The organism is Thalassotalea atypica, assembly GCF_030295975.1.
In the GTDB taxonomy this organism is placed as follows: Bacteria; Pseudomonadota; Gammaproteobacteria; order Enterobacterales; family Alteromonadaceae; genus Thalassotalea_F; species Thalassotalea_F atypica.
Genome location: NZ_AP027364.1, coordinates 3,787,702 through 3,806,295 on the forward strand (window position 1 = coordinate 3,787,702; position 18,594 = coordinate 3,806,295).

General features: G+C 37.9%; 11 protein-coding genes and 1 pseudogene. 6 read left to right on the plus strand and 6 right to left on the minus strand.

Features of this window, described 5'->3' with window-relative positions; genetic code table 11:
* Positions 1–45: 45 nt before the first annotated feature.
* Both QUE03_RS17130 and QUE03_RS19645 read right to left on the minus strand, forming a co-directional pair.
* Positions 46–2,937 carry a TonB-dependent receptor domain-containing protein gene (locus tag QUE03_RS17130; protein ID WP_286263177.1) on the minus strand — a complete coding sequence of 964 codons (2,892 nt, stop codon included), beginning with the start codon at positions 2,935–2,937 and terminating at the stop codon, positions 46–48.
* Positions 2,938–3,234: 297 nt separating this feature from the next.
* The gene (locus tag QUE03_RS19645) at positions 3,235–3,486 is read right to left on the minus strand and encodes a transposase (RefSeq protein WP_350227416.1); all 252 of its coding nucleotides are present in this window, start codon (positions 3,484–3,486) and stop codon (positions 3,235–3,237) included.
* 372 nt (positions 3,487–3,858) lie between these two features.
* Here QUE03_RS19645 and QUE03_RS17135 point away from each other — a divergent pair, with 372 nt between their 5' ends.
* From QUE03_RS17135 to QUE03_RS17150, 4 genes and pseudogenes are all read left to right on the plus strand, one after another.
* Positions 3,859–5,091 (plus strand): FBX42 beta-propeller domain-containing protein, encoded by a 1,233-nt coding sequence (locus QUE03_RS17135; RefSeq protein ID WP_286263178.1) that lies wholly within the window; start codon positions 3,859–3,861, stop codon positions 5,089–5,091.
* A 15-nt stretch (positions 5,092–5,106) separates the two neighbouring features.
* Positions 5,107–6,069, plus strand: coding sequence for a DUF4862 family protein (locus tag QUE03_RS17140; protein WP_286263179.1), 963 nt, complete (start codon positions 5,107–5,109; stop codon positions 6,067–6,069).
* A 111-nt stretch (positions 6,070–6,180) separates the two neighbouring features.
* Positions 6,181–6,477 (plus strand): hypothetical protein, encoded by a 297-nt coding sequence (locus QUE03_RS17145; RefSeq protein ID WP_286263180.1) that lies wholly within the window; start codon positions 6,181–6,183, stop codon positions 6,475–6,477.
* Positions 6,423–6,659, plus strand: a pseudogene (locus QUE03_RS17150) (integrase core domain-containing protein); the annotation flags it as partial. The gene QUE03_RS17145 and the pseudogene QUE03_RS17150, both read left to right, overlap by 55 nt.
* Before the next feature lie 342 nt (positions 6,660–7,001).
* Here QUE03_RS17150 and QUE03_RS17155 read toward each other — a convergent pair.
* The 3 genes from QUE03_RS17155 to QUE03_RS17160 form a co-directional block, all read right to left on the minus strand.
* Complete coding sequence (locus QUE03_RS17155; RefSeq protein WP_286263181.1) at positions 7,002–9,845, minus strand: exo-alpha-sialidase; 2,844 nt, start codon at positions 9,843–9,845, stop codon at positions 7,002–7,004.
* A 553-nt stretch (positions 9,846–10,398) separates the two neighbouring features.
* On the minus strand, positions 10,399–10,596 hold the full coding sequence (locus tag QUE03_RS19650; RefSeq protein ID WP_350227417.1) for a transposase: 198 nt from the start codon (positions 10,594–10,596) through the stop codon (positions 10,399–10,401).
* A 57-nt stretch (positions 10,597–10,653) separates the two neighbouring features.
* Entirely contained in the window at positions 10,654–13,359 is a 2,706-nt protein-coding gene (locus tag QUE03_RS17160; RefSeq protein WP_286263182.1) for a hypothetical protein, read from the minus strand.
* A 659-nt stretch (positions 13,360–14,018) separates the two neighbouring features.
* Here QUE03_RS17160 and QUE03_RS17165 point away from each other — a divergent pair.
* Both QUE03_RS17165 and QUE03_RS17170 read left to right on the plus strand, forming a co-directional pair.
* Positions 14,019–14,561 (plus strand): pilus assembly FimT family protein, encoded by a 543-nt coding sequence (locus QUE03_RS17165; RefSeq protein ID WP_286263183.1) that lies wholly within the window; start codon positions 14,019–14,021, stop codon positions 14,559–14,561.
* 319 nt (positions 14,562–14,880) lie between these two features.
* Positions 14,881–15,375, plus strand: coding sequence for a hypothetical protein (locus tag QUE03_RS17170; RefSeq protein WP_434019794.1), 495 nt, complete (start codon positions 14,881–14,883; stop codon positions 15,373–15,375).
* 146 nt (positions 15,376–15,521) lie between these two features.
* Here QUE03_RS17170 and QUE03_RS17175 read toward each other — a convergent pair whose 3' ends face one another.
* Entirely contained in the window at positions 15,522–18,350 is a 2,829-nt protein-coding gene (locus tag QUE03_RS17175; protein WP_286263184.1) for an exo-alpha-sialidase, read from the minus strand.
* Between the last annotated feature and the right edge of the window lie 244 nt (positions 18,351–18,594).

The following is an 18,594-nucleotide window of genomic DNA, read 5'->3' on the forward strand; positions in this document are numbered from 1 at the left end:
TGTGGCGCATCACCTAAATGATACGCCACTGTACTAAACTATTAATTAAAACTCAGCTGTTACACTAGCAAAGAATCTGCGACCCTCTGTATCCCAAGCCGTGCCGTTAGTCATTGCACCTTGCTGCTGATATTCATGTTTAACACTCATTTTATAAGGAGATTTATCGGTTAAATTTCTAATACCAAAAGCAAAGGTATAATTTTCATTTAGTGCATATTTAGCCGAAAGGTCATGATAATAAACAGCATCAAATTCATTTAATTCATCGGTGAATTTTTGAGTTTCTTTATTGTTATCATCAACAACATCATCCCAATAACGCAGGCGCCAGCTAACATTAAAGTTATTGTAGGTATAACCAATAGTAGTGTTAAACCTTAACTCAGGGTATAAAACCTCACCGGCTCTTTCATCAACATCACCATTTTCAATACCCGTAATAGTGTATTCATCTAAAAAATTAGCTACAAGAGCAAGACTTAACGTTCCATCACCTATCTCTTTTCTATAATCTAACTCAACATCTAGGCCAGAAGTATCGATATTGTTTAGGTTATTGGCAATTGAATTAACCGTTAACAATGCACCGCTAGCAACTGAACGAATAGCATTACCACCACAGGTTTGATCAAAGCTCGCTTGTGCGTAGCATCGATCAACAACCGTAGTTTTACTGTCAAAACCTATCGCATCTTCAATACCAATATCATAATAATCAAGTGAAAGAGAAAGGCCCTCTATAAACTCTGGGGCGTAAACGACACCAACAGTTAATGATTCAGCGGTTTCTTCTTGCATCTCTTCGTTACCACTAGTAAAACCACTTGTTCCTTGTTTTTCAGTTTGGCTTAATGTAAACGCGTCAGTGTCGGTAATTCGCTCTTGAATACGAGTAAATGAACGACAATTATCTGCCACCGTACCGCTTGTTGTTGCGGTTACACCATCACATGGATCAAATACTAAGCTTGCATTTGCCGCACCACCTGCATACAAATCACTTACATTTGGCGCACGTACCGCCGTAGACAGCGCACCACGCAAGCGTAATGAATCAGTTGGCGAAATATCAGCGCCTAATTTCCACGTTAATGCACCACCAATTGATGAGTAATCACCGTAACGAATAGCAGCATCCATGGATAACCATTCCGTAACAGGTACTTTAAGTTCTCCAAACACTTCAGCTACATCAAAACCTCCTTCAGTTGGTTTCATTTGTAGACCACGTACCACCCCTGCTTGGCTTAAACTATCAGGTGTTTCTAGTCCGGTTTCATCACGGTATTCAATACCAACAGCGAATTCCGGGTAGCTTTCAAGAGAATCCAATTCAATTTCTCCTGTTAAAACCAGATTTACCACAGTTTGTTCAACTTCACCTGTAAGAGTTGTTTCAACACCTAAATAATCCGATGCGGCTTCAGTCCAACCAACACCCACTTCTGTTTCATCACCTGCATTAAACGGATTAAAAGGCACACAACCTGCCAGTCGTGCAATATCATCAACACATCGGTAACCGCCGTTGTCAATGTCTGCTTCAATATCTAAGGCGTAACGCGCTCGTTCTAAATTCATGTCACCTTGTGAAACTTCATCTTGATGAGTACGACCATGGGTAAATGAACCGATCAAATATAGACCATTATCAAAACTATAATCGATAGAGCCTGCCACTCTAAAAGTCGTACGCACATTTTCTTTTACGCGCTCACCCAGTTCAACCGTTCGTCTAAAAGTAGCACCAACAGAATCGAGAGATGTTTTACCATCACTTAATAAACTTGCTTGCAAAGCTGTACCATCAAATAAAGGATGAACTGCTCCTAAACTGGGATCTAAATTTATGCCAGATACCCCGCCTAGGCCTGTTTTGAAAATATCTTTTAAAGTATGTAACGGTAATGGTTCAAGCTTAGTAGTACTTTCTACTCGCGAATATGTTGCTTCTAAATTTAGCGTTGATTGATCATTAAGCTCGAGCGTGGCACCCGCGGCAAATAAATTACGCTCAATTGGCGTAACAAGATAACGATGCTCCTGAAAATCAAATTGGTCTGAAGTAGCTTTTACTTGGCCAGATACATATTTTGAACCATCTCCTTTATATCCCCCCACCCGTGCACTAGGGATGTGAGACGAACCGCCATAGCCCAATGCGTTAAGTAGTTCAGAGCCATCATTTTTAAATGCGTTTATATGCTCGGCTGAGAAATCACGTTCGCTGGCAAGCAAGCCATCGTGCTTAGAATAAGTGTAAGATCCCCAAATGTTACCACCTTCAGCAAAATTTTTGCCTAATGTGAGTTCAAAATCTTTTTTCTCGTTATCGCCATTTTCCATCCCTTGACCAACTTGAGCCAAGACTTTTACACCTTCAAAATCGTTTTTGGTAATAATATTTATTACCCCGGCAATAGCATCTGAACCATAAGTTGCTGATTGATTTCCTGTTAGTACATCAATACGCTTGACGATAGACGTTGGGATAGAGTTTAAATCTACACCATAACCAGCACCTGCTGACGTTCCTGAAACATGACGACGACCGTTAACTAGTACTAAGGTTCGAGAGCGCCCTAAATTTCTTAGTGCCACGGTATTTATACCCGCAACTTGAGGTGCGTTGGTGTTATTACTTGAGGCTGTATCTTGTCCAGTAATTGAAGGAACGCTGGCAAGAAATTGACCAACATTGGTTTCACCTAACTTGGATATTTCTATAGCATCAATAGATAAAATTGGTGAAGAAGAATGAAAGTTGGCCGATTTAATATAGGAGCCAGTTATATTAATTCGTTCCACTTCTTCATCTGGTTTAGCTTCATCTGACCAAACTTGACTTGAGGCACTAGCAATACAAATGGCTAGTAAGGTTTTAGTAAAACCTCGTTTAAGAAATTGACTTCCTGATGTGCTAGTTAAACTCATATTATTTTACCTTTTCAGTTAATTGTAATTATGCAACATGCTACTTTAGCTTCTATCTCGCTTTTATTTCGCTTATTCGAAAGACCTGTTGTGAAGTATAACCACAGCCATCATGCCGGCATGCTGTCATACCACTATACCTTGTGATTATTTAACCTGTCAATAGAGTCATACATAATTATTAATAAGATTTTATTGATCATCTGTTCCTTTTTAACTTTCTGTTTTTTAAATAGAAAGTTCGGAGCGTAGAACAGAGTGTTCAGATCAAGCAGCATAAAACATATTTAATATGGACTACTCAAACTCAATTGGAGGACAATTTTTGTTTGATGTATCCAGCCTGATTTGATTGTGATATCTGATATAAGCTTCAATACCTTTTTTCATTCCATGATGTATTGAATGATAAAACAGACCCTGTTTATTAAACTTCCAACAATAAAATAAGAAAGCTCTGCCACCTACAGACATTGCGACCTCTGGCACTGAAAAAACTTGTTCGATGACTAAAGCTACGGCTTCTTCTTTGAAAGCTTTTGTGTAAATTTTGTATTGTCATATTTAATTCATAATCACCTCGATTAACTAGGATATTATTTTTTGTCAAAATTTCCTATGCCAATAAACCAGATCATGAACGGATCAACAAACGAGAAACGAGTTGCCTTCTTATAATTTTTATCCTGAAGTCAGGTTAACTAACACAATTGCAATTGCATACAACTACTGGTATAACAGGTGCAATAGGTATACCATTCATACCTTAACAGGTATTAGATTAGTTCGCTTAAAAATCAACAAGGTAAGAAAACAATGTGAGTAGACACTCTATTATTGTTAGCCAGATAGAGCTAAGTTTTATGGTTGGCAAAAAAACCACAGTAGATTCTCTTGATGCATATACTATTGAGTAAATTAATGAGTTTAAAATTCACATCAAAGCACTTATGTTTTGTTACTTTAGTGCTTACTACTTTTATATTCTCAGTTAATGGTAAAACATTAACTTGGCAGAGTAATTTACCTAATTTACCTGCCCCTGCTGGAGATCACACTCAACATGGAGTTGCAGGAGCTTATTCTGGCACGTTAACTATAACAAACAAAAATGGAGCTGAAGAAAAAGCACTACTTGTTGCCGGCGGCTCTAATTTTCCCAAAAAAAGTTTACTTACCGCAATACAGGAAGATGTTGCCGCCGAAAAGGTTTATCACCAAGATATATTTTTCTTAACGCAAAGCGCTAATGACCAATGGCAACAATCTCAATTAAGCTTACCCTTAGGCGCAGCCTACGGAGAAAGTTTTACTACAGAACAAGGTATATTGCTCTTTGGCGGCGAAATAAAGCAATATGATGGGTCTGTTACTGCATCATCTGACATTGCTTTAATATCGTATCAAGAAGGCTCATTAAGTTATAAAAAAATAGGTGAAATGCCAGTCACTTTTGCCAAAGGCGGCGGCGCTTATTTTCAGGGAAAAGTTTACATTATTGGCGGTATACAAAATGGTGCAGCATCTAACAATGTTTATAGCTATGACGTTAACAGCTCCACTTGGCAAAAAGAGCTTCCATTACTTGGTAAAAACCGTATTTCTCCAGTGGTAACTATTCATGGCAATAAGAGTACTTCTACCAGCCAACTTTATGTTTTTTCAGGATTTAGCATAAACAGCGACGAGAACATTGCTCTTAACGATGGTTTGTCACTAAACATTTCAGATAAATCGGCAAAATGGCAAACAATCGCACCAATTCAAACACTGCTTGATAAACAACTTTCTTTAATTGGCGCAGCTGCAATTAAGGTCAGCGCGCAACAAACTTTGTTTTTAGGCGGTTATAACAAATCGACGTGGGATAATTGGCTATCAACATATCAAAAAGTTAAAGGAACAAAACAAGAAAAAGCTGAAAAGCTCCGCTTTTTTTCACAAGCGCCATCTAGTTTTAAATGGAATAGAGATGCTTTGTTATTCGATAGTAGTAATCAAAGTTGGACAAATCTAGGTGAAACACCATTTTTGCCTAATTGCGGTGCAGCGATTGAGCATTGGCAAAACAACATCGTACTAATTAATGGTGAAATAAAACCAGGAGTACGCACAAATACTGTAAAAGTGGCCCATTTCAATAATAAAAAATGAAACAAGGAAGTAAAAATGAGTTATATCGTTGGCGCATACGCAACAGCCCCATCAACTTTTGCTTGGGATGAAAATTTAGAGAGCGAATATTATGAGCAGCTAAAATCAATGGATAATATTCAAGGTATTGAACATCCCTTTGTTGGCAAACTACATCCTTTTGATGATGACTGGTTTCTGGCCAATATAGATTCCCGTTGGCAATTTGTATTTACTTCAATACCGGGCGTTATGGCAAATTTAGCCCATAACCCACATTTTGGTATTGCCTCAATAAATGAAGACGGTAGACAAGCCGCTATTGAGTTTTATCAACAAGCTCGATTAGCCATTTTCAAACTTAACAAACATTTAGGTAAGCATGCGGTAAGTCATATGAAAATTCATACCGCTCCAACAATTTCGGCTAAAACATCTTCCTCAAAACAGGCCCTACATACTTCATTGGAAACCATACTGTCTTGGGATTGGTATGGCGCAAAATTGCTCATTGAGCATTGTGATGCTTTTATACCTGAACAATCTCCAGAAAAGGGGTTTCTGAGCTTAGAGGATGAAATAGATACAGTAACCACCATTAACAAAAAACTTAGCTGTAACATGGGTGTTAGTGTTAACTGGGGGCGTTCGGCAATTGAAACTCGATCTGTCCAAGGGCCTATTAAGCACATAAAAATGGCTTATCAAAGCAAGCTATTAAGAGGAATTATTTTCTCTGGCGCATCAGGTGAAGATACCCCTTATGGACAATGGAAAGACAGTCATATGCCTCCAGCAAAAGCATTTAATATTCCACATTATGCCAAAAACTCATTGCTTACTATTGAGCAAATAGAGAAATCACTTCAACATTGCGACTGCGACAATCTAGACTTTATCGGCGGAAAAATATCTTTAAGCCCTAACACTGCAACAGTTTCAGAACGAGTGTCTTACATTCAAAGCTTACTCACTTTACTTGATAAGGCGATTAAATAGCTCTGCTTATTCTAAGTATGTTCATTAGGGCTGGTTAATCTTTCGAGTTTGAATTTTATTCGAATTAAATATGTTTTGTGCCAGATATAAGGCATGTTGCATGGTTGTTCTATGCTTAATCTTCGCATCGACGTGCAAGGCGCATTTAAAAGTAAAAAACTGCAAAACAAATGTCTGCCTTGTATCAAAGGCTACGGCTCTGTTGATGTCGGACTCATTGAGCAATTCGAATTAATCGAAAAACTCAATCCGAGCCATAAAGCAAAATATTCAACCAAACTATTGTGCGATGTGTTTGATGTTCACCATAGCAGTTATAAATGTTGGCACTTAGGTGATACTTCATTACGGGCCGACGACGTAATTGCTGGGATAATGCACCAATGGAGCGATTTTTCAGAAATTTAAAGACAGAATGGGTACCATTGATAGCCTATCGCAGTTTTAACGAAGCTAAGATAGATATTACGAAATATATTATTAGCTATTACAGCCAAGTTAGACCGCATCTACATAATGGCGGTTTGACACCAAACGAGTCAGAGAAAGTGTACTGGCTAAACTATAAAATTGTAGCCAATTTAACTTGACCATTACACACTCACATATAAATTAAACCACGATAATTTAGATGAAGTAATACAACAGTCCGATAACGTAACTACAACTCCTCTATGTTTGACAAATAAGTGGCTGTTCTTTTTTATTTACGCCTTATAATCGCCCTCAGTAACTGCAAAAAAACTCTCATTTTCCATTTATTCTACCAATAAACAATCTTCACGAATTACCTAAAGATATCAAGAGCATTACTAGCAGTAAAATTAAGTTGAAACTATAAATATCATCAACAGAGTCAATAAATCACCAAACAAGCATAGCAAGAATAATAAGCTTGGCTAAGTCGGCATAAGCGACTTAGCCAATGGTTGTTACTCTATTTCACTCAATTCAATATTCATAAACTTAATTAGCGTGTTACCGGTTGCCTCATAAATAATACCAATTGAACCGTCACTAAGGGTAATAACGTCTGAATAGGCACTTACTCCTTCAACTAATTGGAAAGGTGTACCAAAAGTAACACCTTCATCAGTACTTGACCACAAGCCTAAATTTCGTCTATTGCTACCTACAGGATCACCAATAGGACCGGATAAAATAATTCTATTTTCATCATCACCAGAGCGAATGGCAGAGAAACGAGTGATTCCTGTGTCTACTTTTGATATCACAATATCATTACTTGTATGAACCCAAGTAGCACCGCCATCAGCACTTAGAAAATGAATCCTATTGCCAGATATGCCCTGCCCATTATTACGCGCAGATAATAGTAGTTGTCCGTCAACTAATTCAACAATATCTGCTTCTGTTGAACCAATTATTGGTGTTCTCGCACCTACTTGCCATGTAGCACCATTATCATCGCTGTAAATAGTGTGTACTGACATATTGCTATCGCCTTCCCGTATAACCGCGGGGAATATCAATCGTTCGTTGTGACCGCCTTGTGCTAAAGTTTGCCACTTTAATTGAATTCCATGTCCTGGACCTGCATTGATTGATCGCCAAGTAGGATCCTTAACTGCGGAACTAATATTGACCATATCAGACCACGTAACTCCATTATCGTTACTGGTGCGATATAGTAAGTAGTTAGGATCTCCTGGACCAGTACAATCGCCGTTTTGTGCACAACGATCTAGCCATTGAGTATAAAAAACATAAATGGTGTTCGTCGTTGTATCAACTAAAGGACGTGGATCAGAGAAGTCATACAATGGATTTTCATCAATAATTTGAATAGGTAGCCAAGTACGTCCTTTATCAAGTGAACGCTTTAATGACACATTGATCAAACCTGCAGCACCAGGATCAGCGCCACTAGGCCTCCCTTCAATAAAAGCTAATAGAGAGCCATTTGGCGCTTCTATTATAGAGGGAATTCTATAATTACTCGTACCATCAACACCTTCGTTATTACCCTGAAAAACAATACTTTGAAAGTAACCTTGCCTATCAGCACTACCAAAAGTCTCAAAACTTACTTCTCTGTAGTTTGCAATACCGTCTGTACTCGATGAACCATTACCCCATACCACGACATTTTGACTACTATTAGCACCTGGCCACGTTTCAATCACAGTACCATCAAAACTAAAGGTCGCTAAGCTGGTTGTTGGGTTATAAAGTGTTTCATACGTATGATATGAATCAGCACCAGTTTCAGAAACTAAAGTATAAGTTCCGGCACCTTCAATTTCTGCGATTAGATCGCCATTACTATTAATACTCAAAAAGGCTAAAAAACGTTTATTACCATTAGCATAATAATTAGTTATTTTATTGCCTGAAACAACACGGCTGTCTACAGTTAATTTCCAACCTAATGCCGACGCCTCACTATTATCTTCATTGGTAGGAATAACTTCCCACTCTGCACGGCCATTCGTACCATTGGCCTGCCAAGCCGGCTCACCTAACTCAGTTATAAAACCTCCGTTACCTGAATCTGCAGAATCATTAATCCAATCTAAGTTAATAGGATCTATATTTAAACTGGCATCAAAGCTGGCAACAACATTTGTGTGAGTGGTTAATGCCACAGCTTGACTATCAGATAATACTGAGCTGTATATAGTGGTTTGATTAATATTACCTTCAAAATACCATTGCCCACCACCACTATCGTAATTACGACCAATACCCATAGTATCAAGTCCTGTCACGGTATTAATAAAGTTAGTACTGGTGCCTTCAGCTTGTAATTCTCCATCTACAAATATTTTTGTGCCTATACTGCTAACTATGACTGCAACTTTGTGAACGAGATTATCATTATATATATTGGCCGTTTGTAAATTGTTTACAAAGGTTCCATTTTCACGTGCATGCACACGTAAAGTACCATCACCATTAACAATCAATAAAAATTCACTTGATGCATTTGAAGAGTTTGAGGCACTAAAGATAGCATCCGTAGTACCTGAGGTTCTAAACTCTGCATAAATACTACCTTCACTAAGTTCTTCAACCAAGGGTAAATCGGTATCAACAGCGACAAATTCTGAACTGCCATTAAAAGTAATATTTGAAGTATCCCACTGTGCAGCAATTGCAGGCTCATTTGGCGTATTTGAATCGAGTATTTCAAAAGAAACATTTTGATATAAAGCAACACTGTCATTGCTTGATGAACCATTGCCCCAAACAATCATGTTTTGCGCACTTGGTTCACCTGCCCAATCAGACTCAATAATAGTGCCATCAAAAGTAAATGTTGCTAGATCTGTATTTGGATCAAATTCAACCTCATATTCGTGGTAAGCATTTGCCCCAGTGTTTGCTATTAATGTGTGAGTACCGCCACCGCGAAGAGCAGCAACTAAATCACCATTAGCGTTAATACTTAATGTGGGTAGAAAACGTAATGAACCATTTGAGTAGTAATTTGTAATTTGTAAACCTGACTCAACACGGCTAGTCCAACTCATTTTCCAGCCTAAATTTGTGGCATCAGCGTTATGTTGAGTCGTGGGAATAATTCTCCATTGTGCTCGCCCTGAAATGCCATTCGCTTTCCATGAAGATCCCCCTAAATCTTGCACTAACACACCATTCCCTTGATTACTTGAATAATCAGACCATCCCTGCAACAAGGGACTAGTACCCTGGCTAGCATGATAATCTTCTAATACTGTTGCATTGACATTGCCGACTAAAAAAGTAGAGGTGCTTATAAACAGCAGACCTATTTTTAATATGTTTTTCATAATAATCCCTATAAATGTGCATTTATTGTTATCTTTTTTTGAACACGAACTATCTAGTAATATTTAATCCGTTCAGTTGGCTATATAAATATTCGATCAATCATTTTTATGATTTTAATCACTGTTAAATAATCTCTATTTAATTTAAGTATTCCACTCATGTAGAACCGAACATTTATCATACAAAAATATATCATACAGTCAACCCATCACACCATCACACTAACACATTGAGATTTAGCACTCCAAGGAAAAACAAAAAATACCGCCCCCCTATTTAAGAACAGAATAAATTTAGAAAAAGAAGCACAAAGTCTTTTAAATTCAGTGGTATACTGATATGGATATTTGTTTTAACGTTTCAATTAGAGATAAAAACAATGAATTCAATAATACGGTAGGCTATTTGTATCCTTAGGAAAAAGACCTAAGATTATAAATTAGTTAATTGCTATAACGGGGCCATTTTCTTACCAGTGTGGCACAGAGAAAATCATCCTAAAAAGACTGAAACGAGGTAAAAATCGTTTGGTTTATCTTTTCGAGCTACAGTTCAAAGTTGAACGTCTATCTCGCGGGTGTCCATGTCAATTTCGCCAACTTCCGTGCTAAAAGCTTTAGATGAATAACCGTTATGATAATTATCTTTATGGGGTTGTTCATGACGGAAATAACCAAGCTGCTCGTCAAGTTCAGCATTAAGCGCTGCTGCAATAATGACCTTGGGATATTTTACTAAAATAAGTAAAATCTGCCTATCCTAAACCTTACATAGATATTAGTGTTAGGCAGATTTTGTTACACGGTCTTATTTGATATTAAATTCTACCGTTCTGAAGTTTGACACACCATCAGTGTTTGAAGATGAATTTCCAAACTGTAGCAACCTACTACTATTAGGCGAGCCATTCCAATTTGCTTCAATAACAACACCGTCAACACTAAATGTTGCACCGCTACCAGGCGTATAGTCTATTTTATAGTCATGATATGCACTATTTCCTGTAGCGCTCACAAGTGTATATGTTCCCCCCCCTTCTAAAGAGGCAATCAAATCATTATTTCCATTTAATGAAATAATAGGTAAAAATCTTTTAACGCCATCACTATAAAAAGTAGTGTGTTGATCGCCTGATGTTACTCGCATATTACTGGTTAACGTCCAACCTTGAATATTAGCTTCATCAACGGTTTCTTGAGATGGTAATTGTCGCCATGCTGCTCGGCCATTAGTACCGTTAGCCTGCCAACTATTAGCATTTAAGTCAGTGATAATACTACCAGTAGCTGAGCCACTTGTATTATCAATCCACGTTTCAGTAACCGGTGAAGTACCTATACTTGCATCATAATCATAACTCGTAACAACACCATTTAAAGCAGTCCCCTGTGCTGCTAAGTCTAAATCTGCCATGGTAAAGTGCATACTCACTACATCGGGATCTTTTACCCCATTTGCACGCACATCAACATAAGTATTTACAACTATAGTATTGTCAGGTAGTGAATGAATCGTACCGTAACCTGTTTCATTACCTGATGCTTTATTATCAATCAAGCGAATTTTGTATTGCCCCGGCCTATGATTAATTATGTCATCAAATGTACCGACCCATAATACAGGGTCACCGTGAGCGACTGTGGGTTGTTGATCGTTTTCATCACGGAAAAAAACTAATAAACGTCCATCAGGAGCATAATGAAAAGCGTGCCTATCTCCAGAAAGAGACGGGTGTGCTTCGGCAGGGGATGACCAAGTTTCTCCTGCATCTTCACTGTACATAATTAACGAACTTGGTTGTGACACATTGGTTCTTATAATACGTACCATTTTACTATGATCTGGTGAATCAATGGTCGCCGATTCATCATAATTAGCATCAGGGTACGGGTTGTAAGTATCAATTTGCTTAGGTATATCCCAATGTAATCCACCATCATGCGTAATACCGGTATACATACCCCGAACACCTGAATAGCCATTTAAATGCGCAGACCAACCTAGAAGGTATTTACCCGGAATAGGTAAACCATTTACATCACGCTTTTCAACCAATGACTTAGGTGGTGAAAAACCCGTTGTTCCCCCAGGAGTTCTATCAGAAAATTGAGGGTATTGACTATCAAATGCACTCCACGTTAACCCTTTATCATCTGAATATGCGACCTCCATATTCCATGGTGAACGCTCAGTTCTCAGCAACATAACTCGTTCAACACCTAAATGATCGGTTAATGCATGTATAGTGGGGGCTGTGACTGTCGAATCAATAAAATTACTGGGTGTACCCGCTAATCGACCATTCCATGTATAGCCGGCATCAGTGCTTCGTTGCACTATTGTATTTGGCTTGCCATGACCTTCAGGGTATCCAACAATCATTGTTGTATTATCTAACATTAACGCGCTATCAGGTTGGCCTAAATATTCACCGTCAAGCAAGTCAATATAAACTAAAGAATTGAGAAGCTGACTATCCATATCAAAAATAGGAAGGTTTGGCGTTGGATCTCTATAGTCATTCTCAACAACATTCACACGGATATTCTTACTTAAACCATCGTATGCAGTATCAGTACTTGAAACTATATTAGAAATAACTACACCTTCAGTAACATTCGGCGTACGTGTATCCTGTACCGCATTTATAGCAACCGTTTGAGGCTGATCCCAATTTGATGTGGTAAAGATTAAAGCGCTACTTACACCATTTCCTGCTCCAATGTTGAGCTTGTCTGCAGGAGCAGTACCCGCTGCAGGGTCAACGACAACAGTCACTGTATCAGTAGGTTGTTTTCTTAAAACTACTTGATAACTATCGCTAGTACTAATATCTTTTTCAGATACCTGACTGTAATTATCGGTCTCAATAATACTTATAGGATCATAAATACTAAAATGAACGCTACGATAATTTGCCAAGCCTGCTATTGACGAGCTGCCATTACCCCATTGAATTTGGTTTTGATTTGATACATCACCAGACCACGTCGCAATAGGCTTGTTATTAAAATAAAAGATTGCTTGTTGGCTATCAGGATCATAAAAAATTTGATAATTATTATACCCAACATCACCTTTACCAGTATTTGTTAAAGGATATATCACACCATCAATTTTAACTTGTAAGTTATTATTAGTATCAAGAGAAACAACAGGCAAAAAACGAACACTGCCATTACTATAATAGTTGGTTAAATAATCACCCGAAACAACACGAGCAGTATAAGACAACTGCCAACCATTCGCCGCAGCCTCAGCGTTAAACGCTGCACTTAAATTAGCTTTTCGCCACGAAGCTCTACCATTATTACCATTCGCTTGCCATGCTTGCGTTCCATAATCAGTAACAAGATTACCGCTGCCATTGGAGCTTGTATTACTAGTCCAACCTTGGGAGGTCGGATCACCATTGCCAGAATTTGCAGAGTAATCTAAATCATATACATTAGCCAATGCAGCATTACTGATTAGCAAACCAGCTAATACGCAAGAAAGATTGCGATAAGTCATAATTCCCCCTCTAGTTATAATTTCAACAAGACATTATTGTTGCTTTTTTATACATCACCAACCTATCATACAGTCACACAATCATGCAATCACACGATTGCGCAATTATTCATTCAAGCATAAAGATAAATAATCACACAATAATACAAAGAACAGTCGCACTAACAGTAACCATGATGCATGTGCGTATATGATAGCCACTTGAAAATTACAAAAACGAATAAAGAAAACAGCGCTTATTAATTGCATCATATAAATATATTCAGCAAAACATGTTGTACAACTAGGTGATGGCGTGATAGGTTGGTATGATTTAGAGGGTATTTATTAGATCCATAGAATCACCTATACAGTGATGATATCGATTGCCGCTACATTAGATTATAACAATGGCAGTGGATGGGTAAATGCATGGCCTCAGGCTTACTAAAGGAGTAGCATACCAAGTGGTTATATTGAAATAACTGTACCGATTAATCAAACTGGCAATATCCAGTTAAGATGGGGAGTCCATGGAACTATAGGCTTGATTATTGAAGACGTTGAAATTAACCGATTGTAAGCTTCATGTGTCATAAACTATTATTCAATATAGTGAAATCGTGAGCGATATTTAATAGTATCTATACTAAAGAGCTTGTCCTTAAATTAAATATCATATGATGCCAGCAAATTCAAAAAATAGCGGTTTTACTCTAATAGAGTTAGTTGTAGTTATTGTTATACTGGGTATATTGGCTGCCACAGCGGCCCCCAAATTTATGGACCTAACCAAAGATGCTAAAGCGGCTAACCTCGAAGCTATAGCAGGGGCAATGAGAAGTGGTCTTCAATTAATACACTCTCAAGCCGTAATTGATGGTCAAAATAATGACTCGGGTGTGATCCAATTTAATGGGACAGACATATCACTTTATAATGGGTATCCATCTGTGCATGGCAGTGATAGCTTTGTAGAGATTAATACACAGGTAAAAGCTTGGTTGGATATCGATGTTGTTGATCGAAATACTGCTAATAATAACAGAAATGCAGCTATATTTTTCACAGATAAATCATCAGCGAACAATCAAATTTATATTTTCTTTACTGCAGATTATGACCAAAAAAGTGTCAATTTTAAATGTCATGTGCTCTATGAAAATCCGGAATCTGATAATCCAGAGAAGCCGATAGTTAATATTGAAGCGAGTGATTGTTAATAAGTGATAGTCAGTTTTACAAATTACTCAAACTATAGTGTCAATCGTATTTCACAAAGAGACTTAAAAATATAATGTATGCTTTGATAAAAAAAAACTCACTAAAAGCACTATTTGCTTAATATTATTCTTTTTACCTACGGCATATGCAGCAGGAGATGCTCTGTCGATTTCCATCTCAACTTCCAATATTGAAGGCTCATGTGCAGCCACTATCCTAACAAAAGCATACAGTGAGATAGGCTACCAACTCATATTTCATGAAATACCAGCACAAAGAGCGTTAGTGGAGGCAAATAGGGGGCATCTTGACGGCGTAATGAATAGAATTGCTGGGCTTGACGAGTATTATTCAAGCTTGGTCCGTATACCTACCCCAATTTGCATTAATACCTATGCTCTTTATATGCTCTCAGGTAGTACTTTGAAGTCCCCTCAAGAAATTAATACTAAATCCCTAGGCATAAAAAAAGGCAATACCCCCCTTGAAAATATTTTTAAAAATTTTTCACTTTTTAAAGCAACCTCTTATCAACAATTAATCAATATGCTAATAACTAAACGTTTAGATGCGATTGCAATGAGTGAAGCCGCTTTTACAAACGCAATACGCAATATAAAACACACCGAATCAACAAAAAATATTATCAGAGTAGAGTACCCATTTCCGATTTATTACGGCTATAATTATTTACATAAAAAACACGTTAATTTAATTCCATTAATTAGTGAAAAATTAGCAAACTTTGAAAGTAATGGCTTCATTAAAAAAGCGAACGAAGAACATAGAAACTACATTTTAAATGGGCAATAAAAATAATTGTAAAGTACACCTTTAATCGGCTCTTTGAACGGTTCAAAATATCCTAGACGTTTTCTTGGTTAGTCTGGTCAATTCAACATGAGTTATCAACTAAGTAACATTGATAACTCATTAAAATAATTACTACTTATTAACTATTATTGAATCTCACTCAATTCAAAGTTCATGAATTTAAGCAATGTATTGCCCGTCGCTTCATAGATAATACCTATTGAACCATCATCTAATTTAATAATATCTGAATATGCTGTAAAACCATAAACAAGCTGATGCGGCGTACCAAAACTCACACCTTCATCAAAACTTGACCAAATAGCTAAGTTACTACGGTTAGGGCCTGACGATGTTCCCATAGGGCCAGATACAAGAATGCGATTTTCACTATCTCCTGAACGAACGGCTGAATAGCGCGTCATACCTAGATCTACTTTAGATACTGCAAGATCATGGGTAGTTTGTACCCATGTTTCACCACCATCAGTACTTAAGAAGTGATAACGCGTACCCGAAGCGCCACCGTCATTTCGAGCTGATAACAGTAATGAGCCATCAGTTAATTCAACCATATCAGCTTCAGTTGGACCGGATACAGGTGTAAAACTACCTTTTTCCCATGTTATGCCACCATCATCACTAAATATAGTAGCAACATAAAAGTTCGAATTACCGGCGCGGATAATAGCAGGGAAAATCATACGGCCATTATTATTACCTTGTCCGGTTGTTTGCCATTGTAATTGAATACCTTGTCCAGGGCCTGGATTAATAGAGCGCCAAGTTGGATCTTTGACTTGCGAAGTAACATCTACAGGAGCGCCCCAAGTAACACCATTGTCGGTACTTGCACGATAGAACAAAAAGTTGTCGTCTTCTGGTCCAACACAATTACCATTTTGCGCACACAAATCAGGCCATTGAACATAGAATACATAAACCGTATTCGTTGCTTTATCAACAAAAGGACGAGGATCTGAATAATCATAAGCAGAGTCTTCATGAAGCACCTGTACTGGTAACCAGTTTCTCCCATTATCAATTGAACGCTTTAACGAAATGTTAATTTGACCTGCTTGCCCTGGATCGGCACCGCTAGGTCGACCTTCAATGAAGGCAAGTAAAGTACCATCTCCTGATTGAACCATTGCTGGAATACGATAATTACTTGTACCGTCAACACCTTCTTGACCGCCTTGAAAAACAATACTTTCAAAAATAGCAGGCCCTGTACCAAAGGTTTCGAAGCTTACTTCTCGATAATTAGCAATACCATTCGTACCTGACGAACCATTCCCCCAAACAATAACATTTTGACTGCTAGCGGAGCCCGACCATGTTTCAATATCTGTTCCATCAAAGCTGAAAGTAGCAAGCCCTGTTGCTACATCAAAAGATGTTTCATATGTATGGTATTGGTCGGCACCTGTAGTACTAACTAAGGTATGTGAAGATCCACCTTCTAAGTTTGCAACTAAATCACCATTACCGTTAATGCTTAATGAGATTAAAAAGCGTTGCAAACCATTTGCGTAATAATCAGTGATTGAACTCCCCGATACTACTCGGCTCGTTGTTGTCATTTTCCAGCCTAAATTGGCTGCATCAGTATTTACTTGCAACGAAGGAGTAACTTCCCATTCTGCTCGCCCGCCAGTTCCATTGGCTTGCCATGCAGGTTGACCTTGATCAGTAACGATACTGCCACTTCCTGAGTCGGCAGAATCATTGATCCAACCCACATTTACCGGATCGGTATCTATAGCGCTATCAAAACTTGCTACAATTGTAGATAGTGTTGTTAAATCTTCAGCCTGATCATTAGTCATCACATTAGCATAAACGCGAGTATCATAAATATTGCCATTGAAATACCACTGCCCCCCATTCAAGTCATAGTTACGGCCAATATTCATAGAATTTAACGAGGATACTGTATTAATAAAGCTGGTATCTGCACTAGTAAACGCAAGGCTACCATCAACATATATTTTTGTACCTTCACTATTTACCATTATCAGGGCTTTATGTTCTTGATTATCATTGTAGGTGGTGATGGTTTTTGAGTCATTTACAAAAGAGCCATTATTACGAGCATGAACACGTAATGTTCCGTCACCATTAATTACTAACGCAAATTCACTTGAGTCGTTAGATGAATCCGAGACACTAAATAATGTAGCAGTTGTACCACTTGCTTTAAAATGAGTGTAAATACTACCTTGTGCTAGATTTTCCACTAAAGGTAAATCGCCATCTACCGCTGAATACTGGCCGTTTCCATCAAATGTTAAACTTGAAGTATCCCATTGTGCTAAGGGGGAAAGTGCAGCTGGGGTAAGAATTTCAAAGGAGATATTCTTGTAGTGCGCAATACCATCAATGCCTGTAGAGCCATTTCCCCATGCAATGATGTTCTGTCCACTTGACGACCCACTCCATGCTGAATCGATGACAACACCATCAAAGCTAAAAGTAGCTAAATTAGTACTCGCGTCAAATTCAACCGCATAATCATGATAAGCATCACTACCTGTGCCACTAACTAATGTATGATTACCGCCGCCCTCAAGTGATACCATCAAATCGCCAGCAGCATTGACGCTTAATATGGGGAGGAAGCGTAATGAACCATTTGAATAATAATCAGTAATGTAAGCACCAGAAGCTATTCTACTTGTCCAAGTCATTTTCCAACCACTTGTGGTGGCTTCTATGTTATTTTGGCTGCTGGGCACATAACTCCATTGCGCACGTCCAGACGTTCCATCGGCCTTCCAACTTTCTGAGCCTAAGTCTTGCACTAACGTTCCTTGGGCTTGTTGATTACTAAAATCAGTCCAGCCTTGTACTGTTGGCGCTGTTGATGCACTAGCGTCATAACTGACGATAACAATATCAGCATAAGCTGTACTCCATATAAAACTGCATGATGTGAGTAAAACACCACATGCTTTAACTATTCTTCTCATAATAAAATTATCCTTTTTATTCCATTTGTTTTGAAAGCACTTAGTTAGCTAGTGCTAATGTAACTGGCGTTTAAATAAGCAGTATCAATACGTTGAAATAACATATATACAAGCTATTACATATCAACCTATTACACCAACATAAGAACATGTGAACAAAAAACATACAAGATATTTCGGTATAACAGCGTCACTACGTAATGACTTAACAGCTAATTATAGTTAGTTAATTTGTAAAAATTTT

Coding starts and splice junctions, on each gene's coding strand:
- QUE03_RS17135 (WP_286263178.1), top strand. CDS start 3,859: ATGAGTTTAAAATTCACATCAAAGCACTTATGTTTTGTTACTTTAGTG.
- QUE03_RS17160 (WP_286263182.1), bottom strand. CDS start 13,359: ATGACTTATCGCAATCTTTCTTGCGTATTAGCTGGTTTGCTAATCAGT.
- QUE03_RS17145 (WP_286263180.1), top strand. CDS start 6,181: ATGCTTAATCTTCGCATCGACGTGCAAGGCGCATTTAAAAGTAAAAAA.
- QUE03_RS17165 (WP_286263183.1), top strand. CDS start 14,019: ATGATGCCAGCAAATTCAAAAAATAGCGGTTTTACTCTAATAGAGTTA.
- QUE03_RS17175 (WP_286263184.1), bottom strand. CDS start 18,350: ATGAGAAGAATAGTTAAAGCATGTGGTGTTTTACTCACATCATGCAGT.
- QUE03_RS17140 (WP_286263179.1), top strand. CDS start 5,107: ATGAGTTATATCGTTGGCGCATACGCAACAGCCCCATCAACTTTTGCT.
- QUE03_RS17130 (WP_286263177.1), bottom strand. CDS start 2,937: ATGAGTTTAACTAGCACATCAGGAAGTCAATTTCTTAAACGAGGTTTT.
- QUE03_RS17155 (WP_286263181.1), bottom strand. CDS start 9,845: ATGAAAAACATATTAAAAATAGGTCTGCTGTTTATAAGCACCTCTACT.
- QUE03_RS17170 (WP_434019794.1), top strand. CDS start 14,881: ATGAATAGAATTGCTGGGCTTGACGAGTATTATTCAAGCTTGGTCCGT.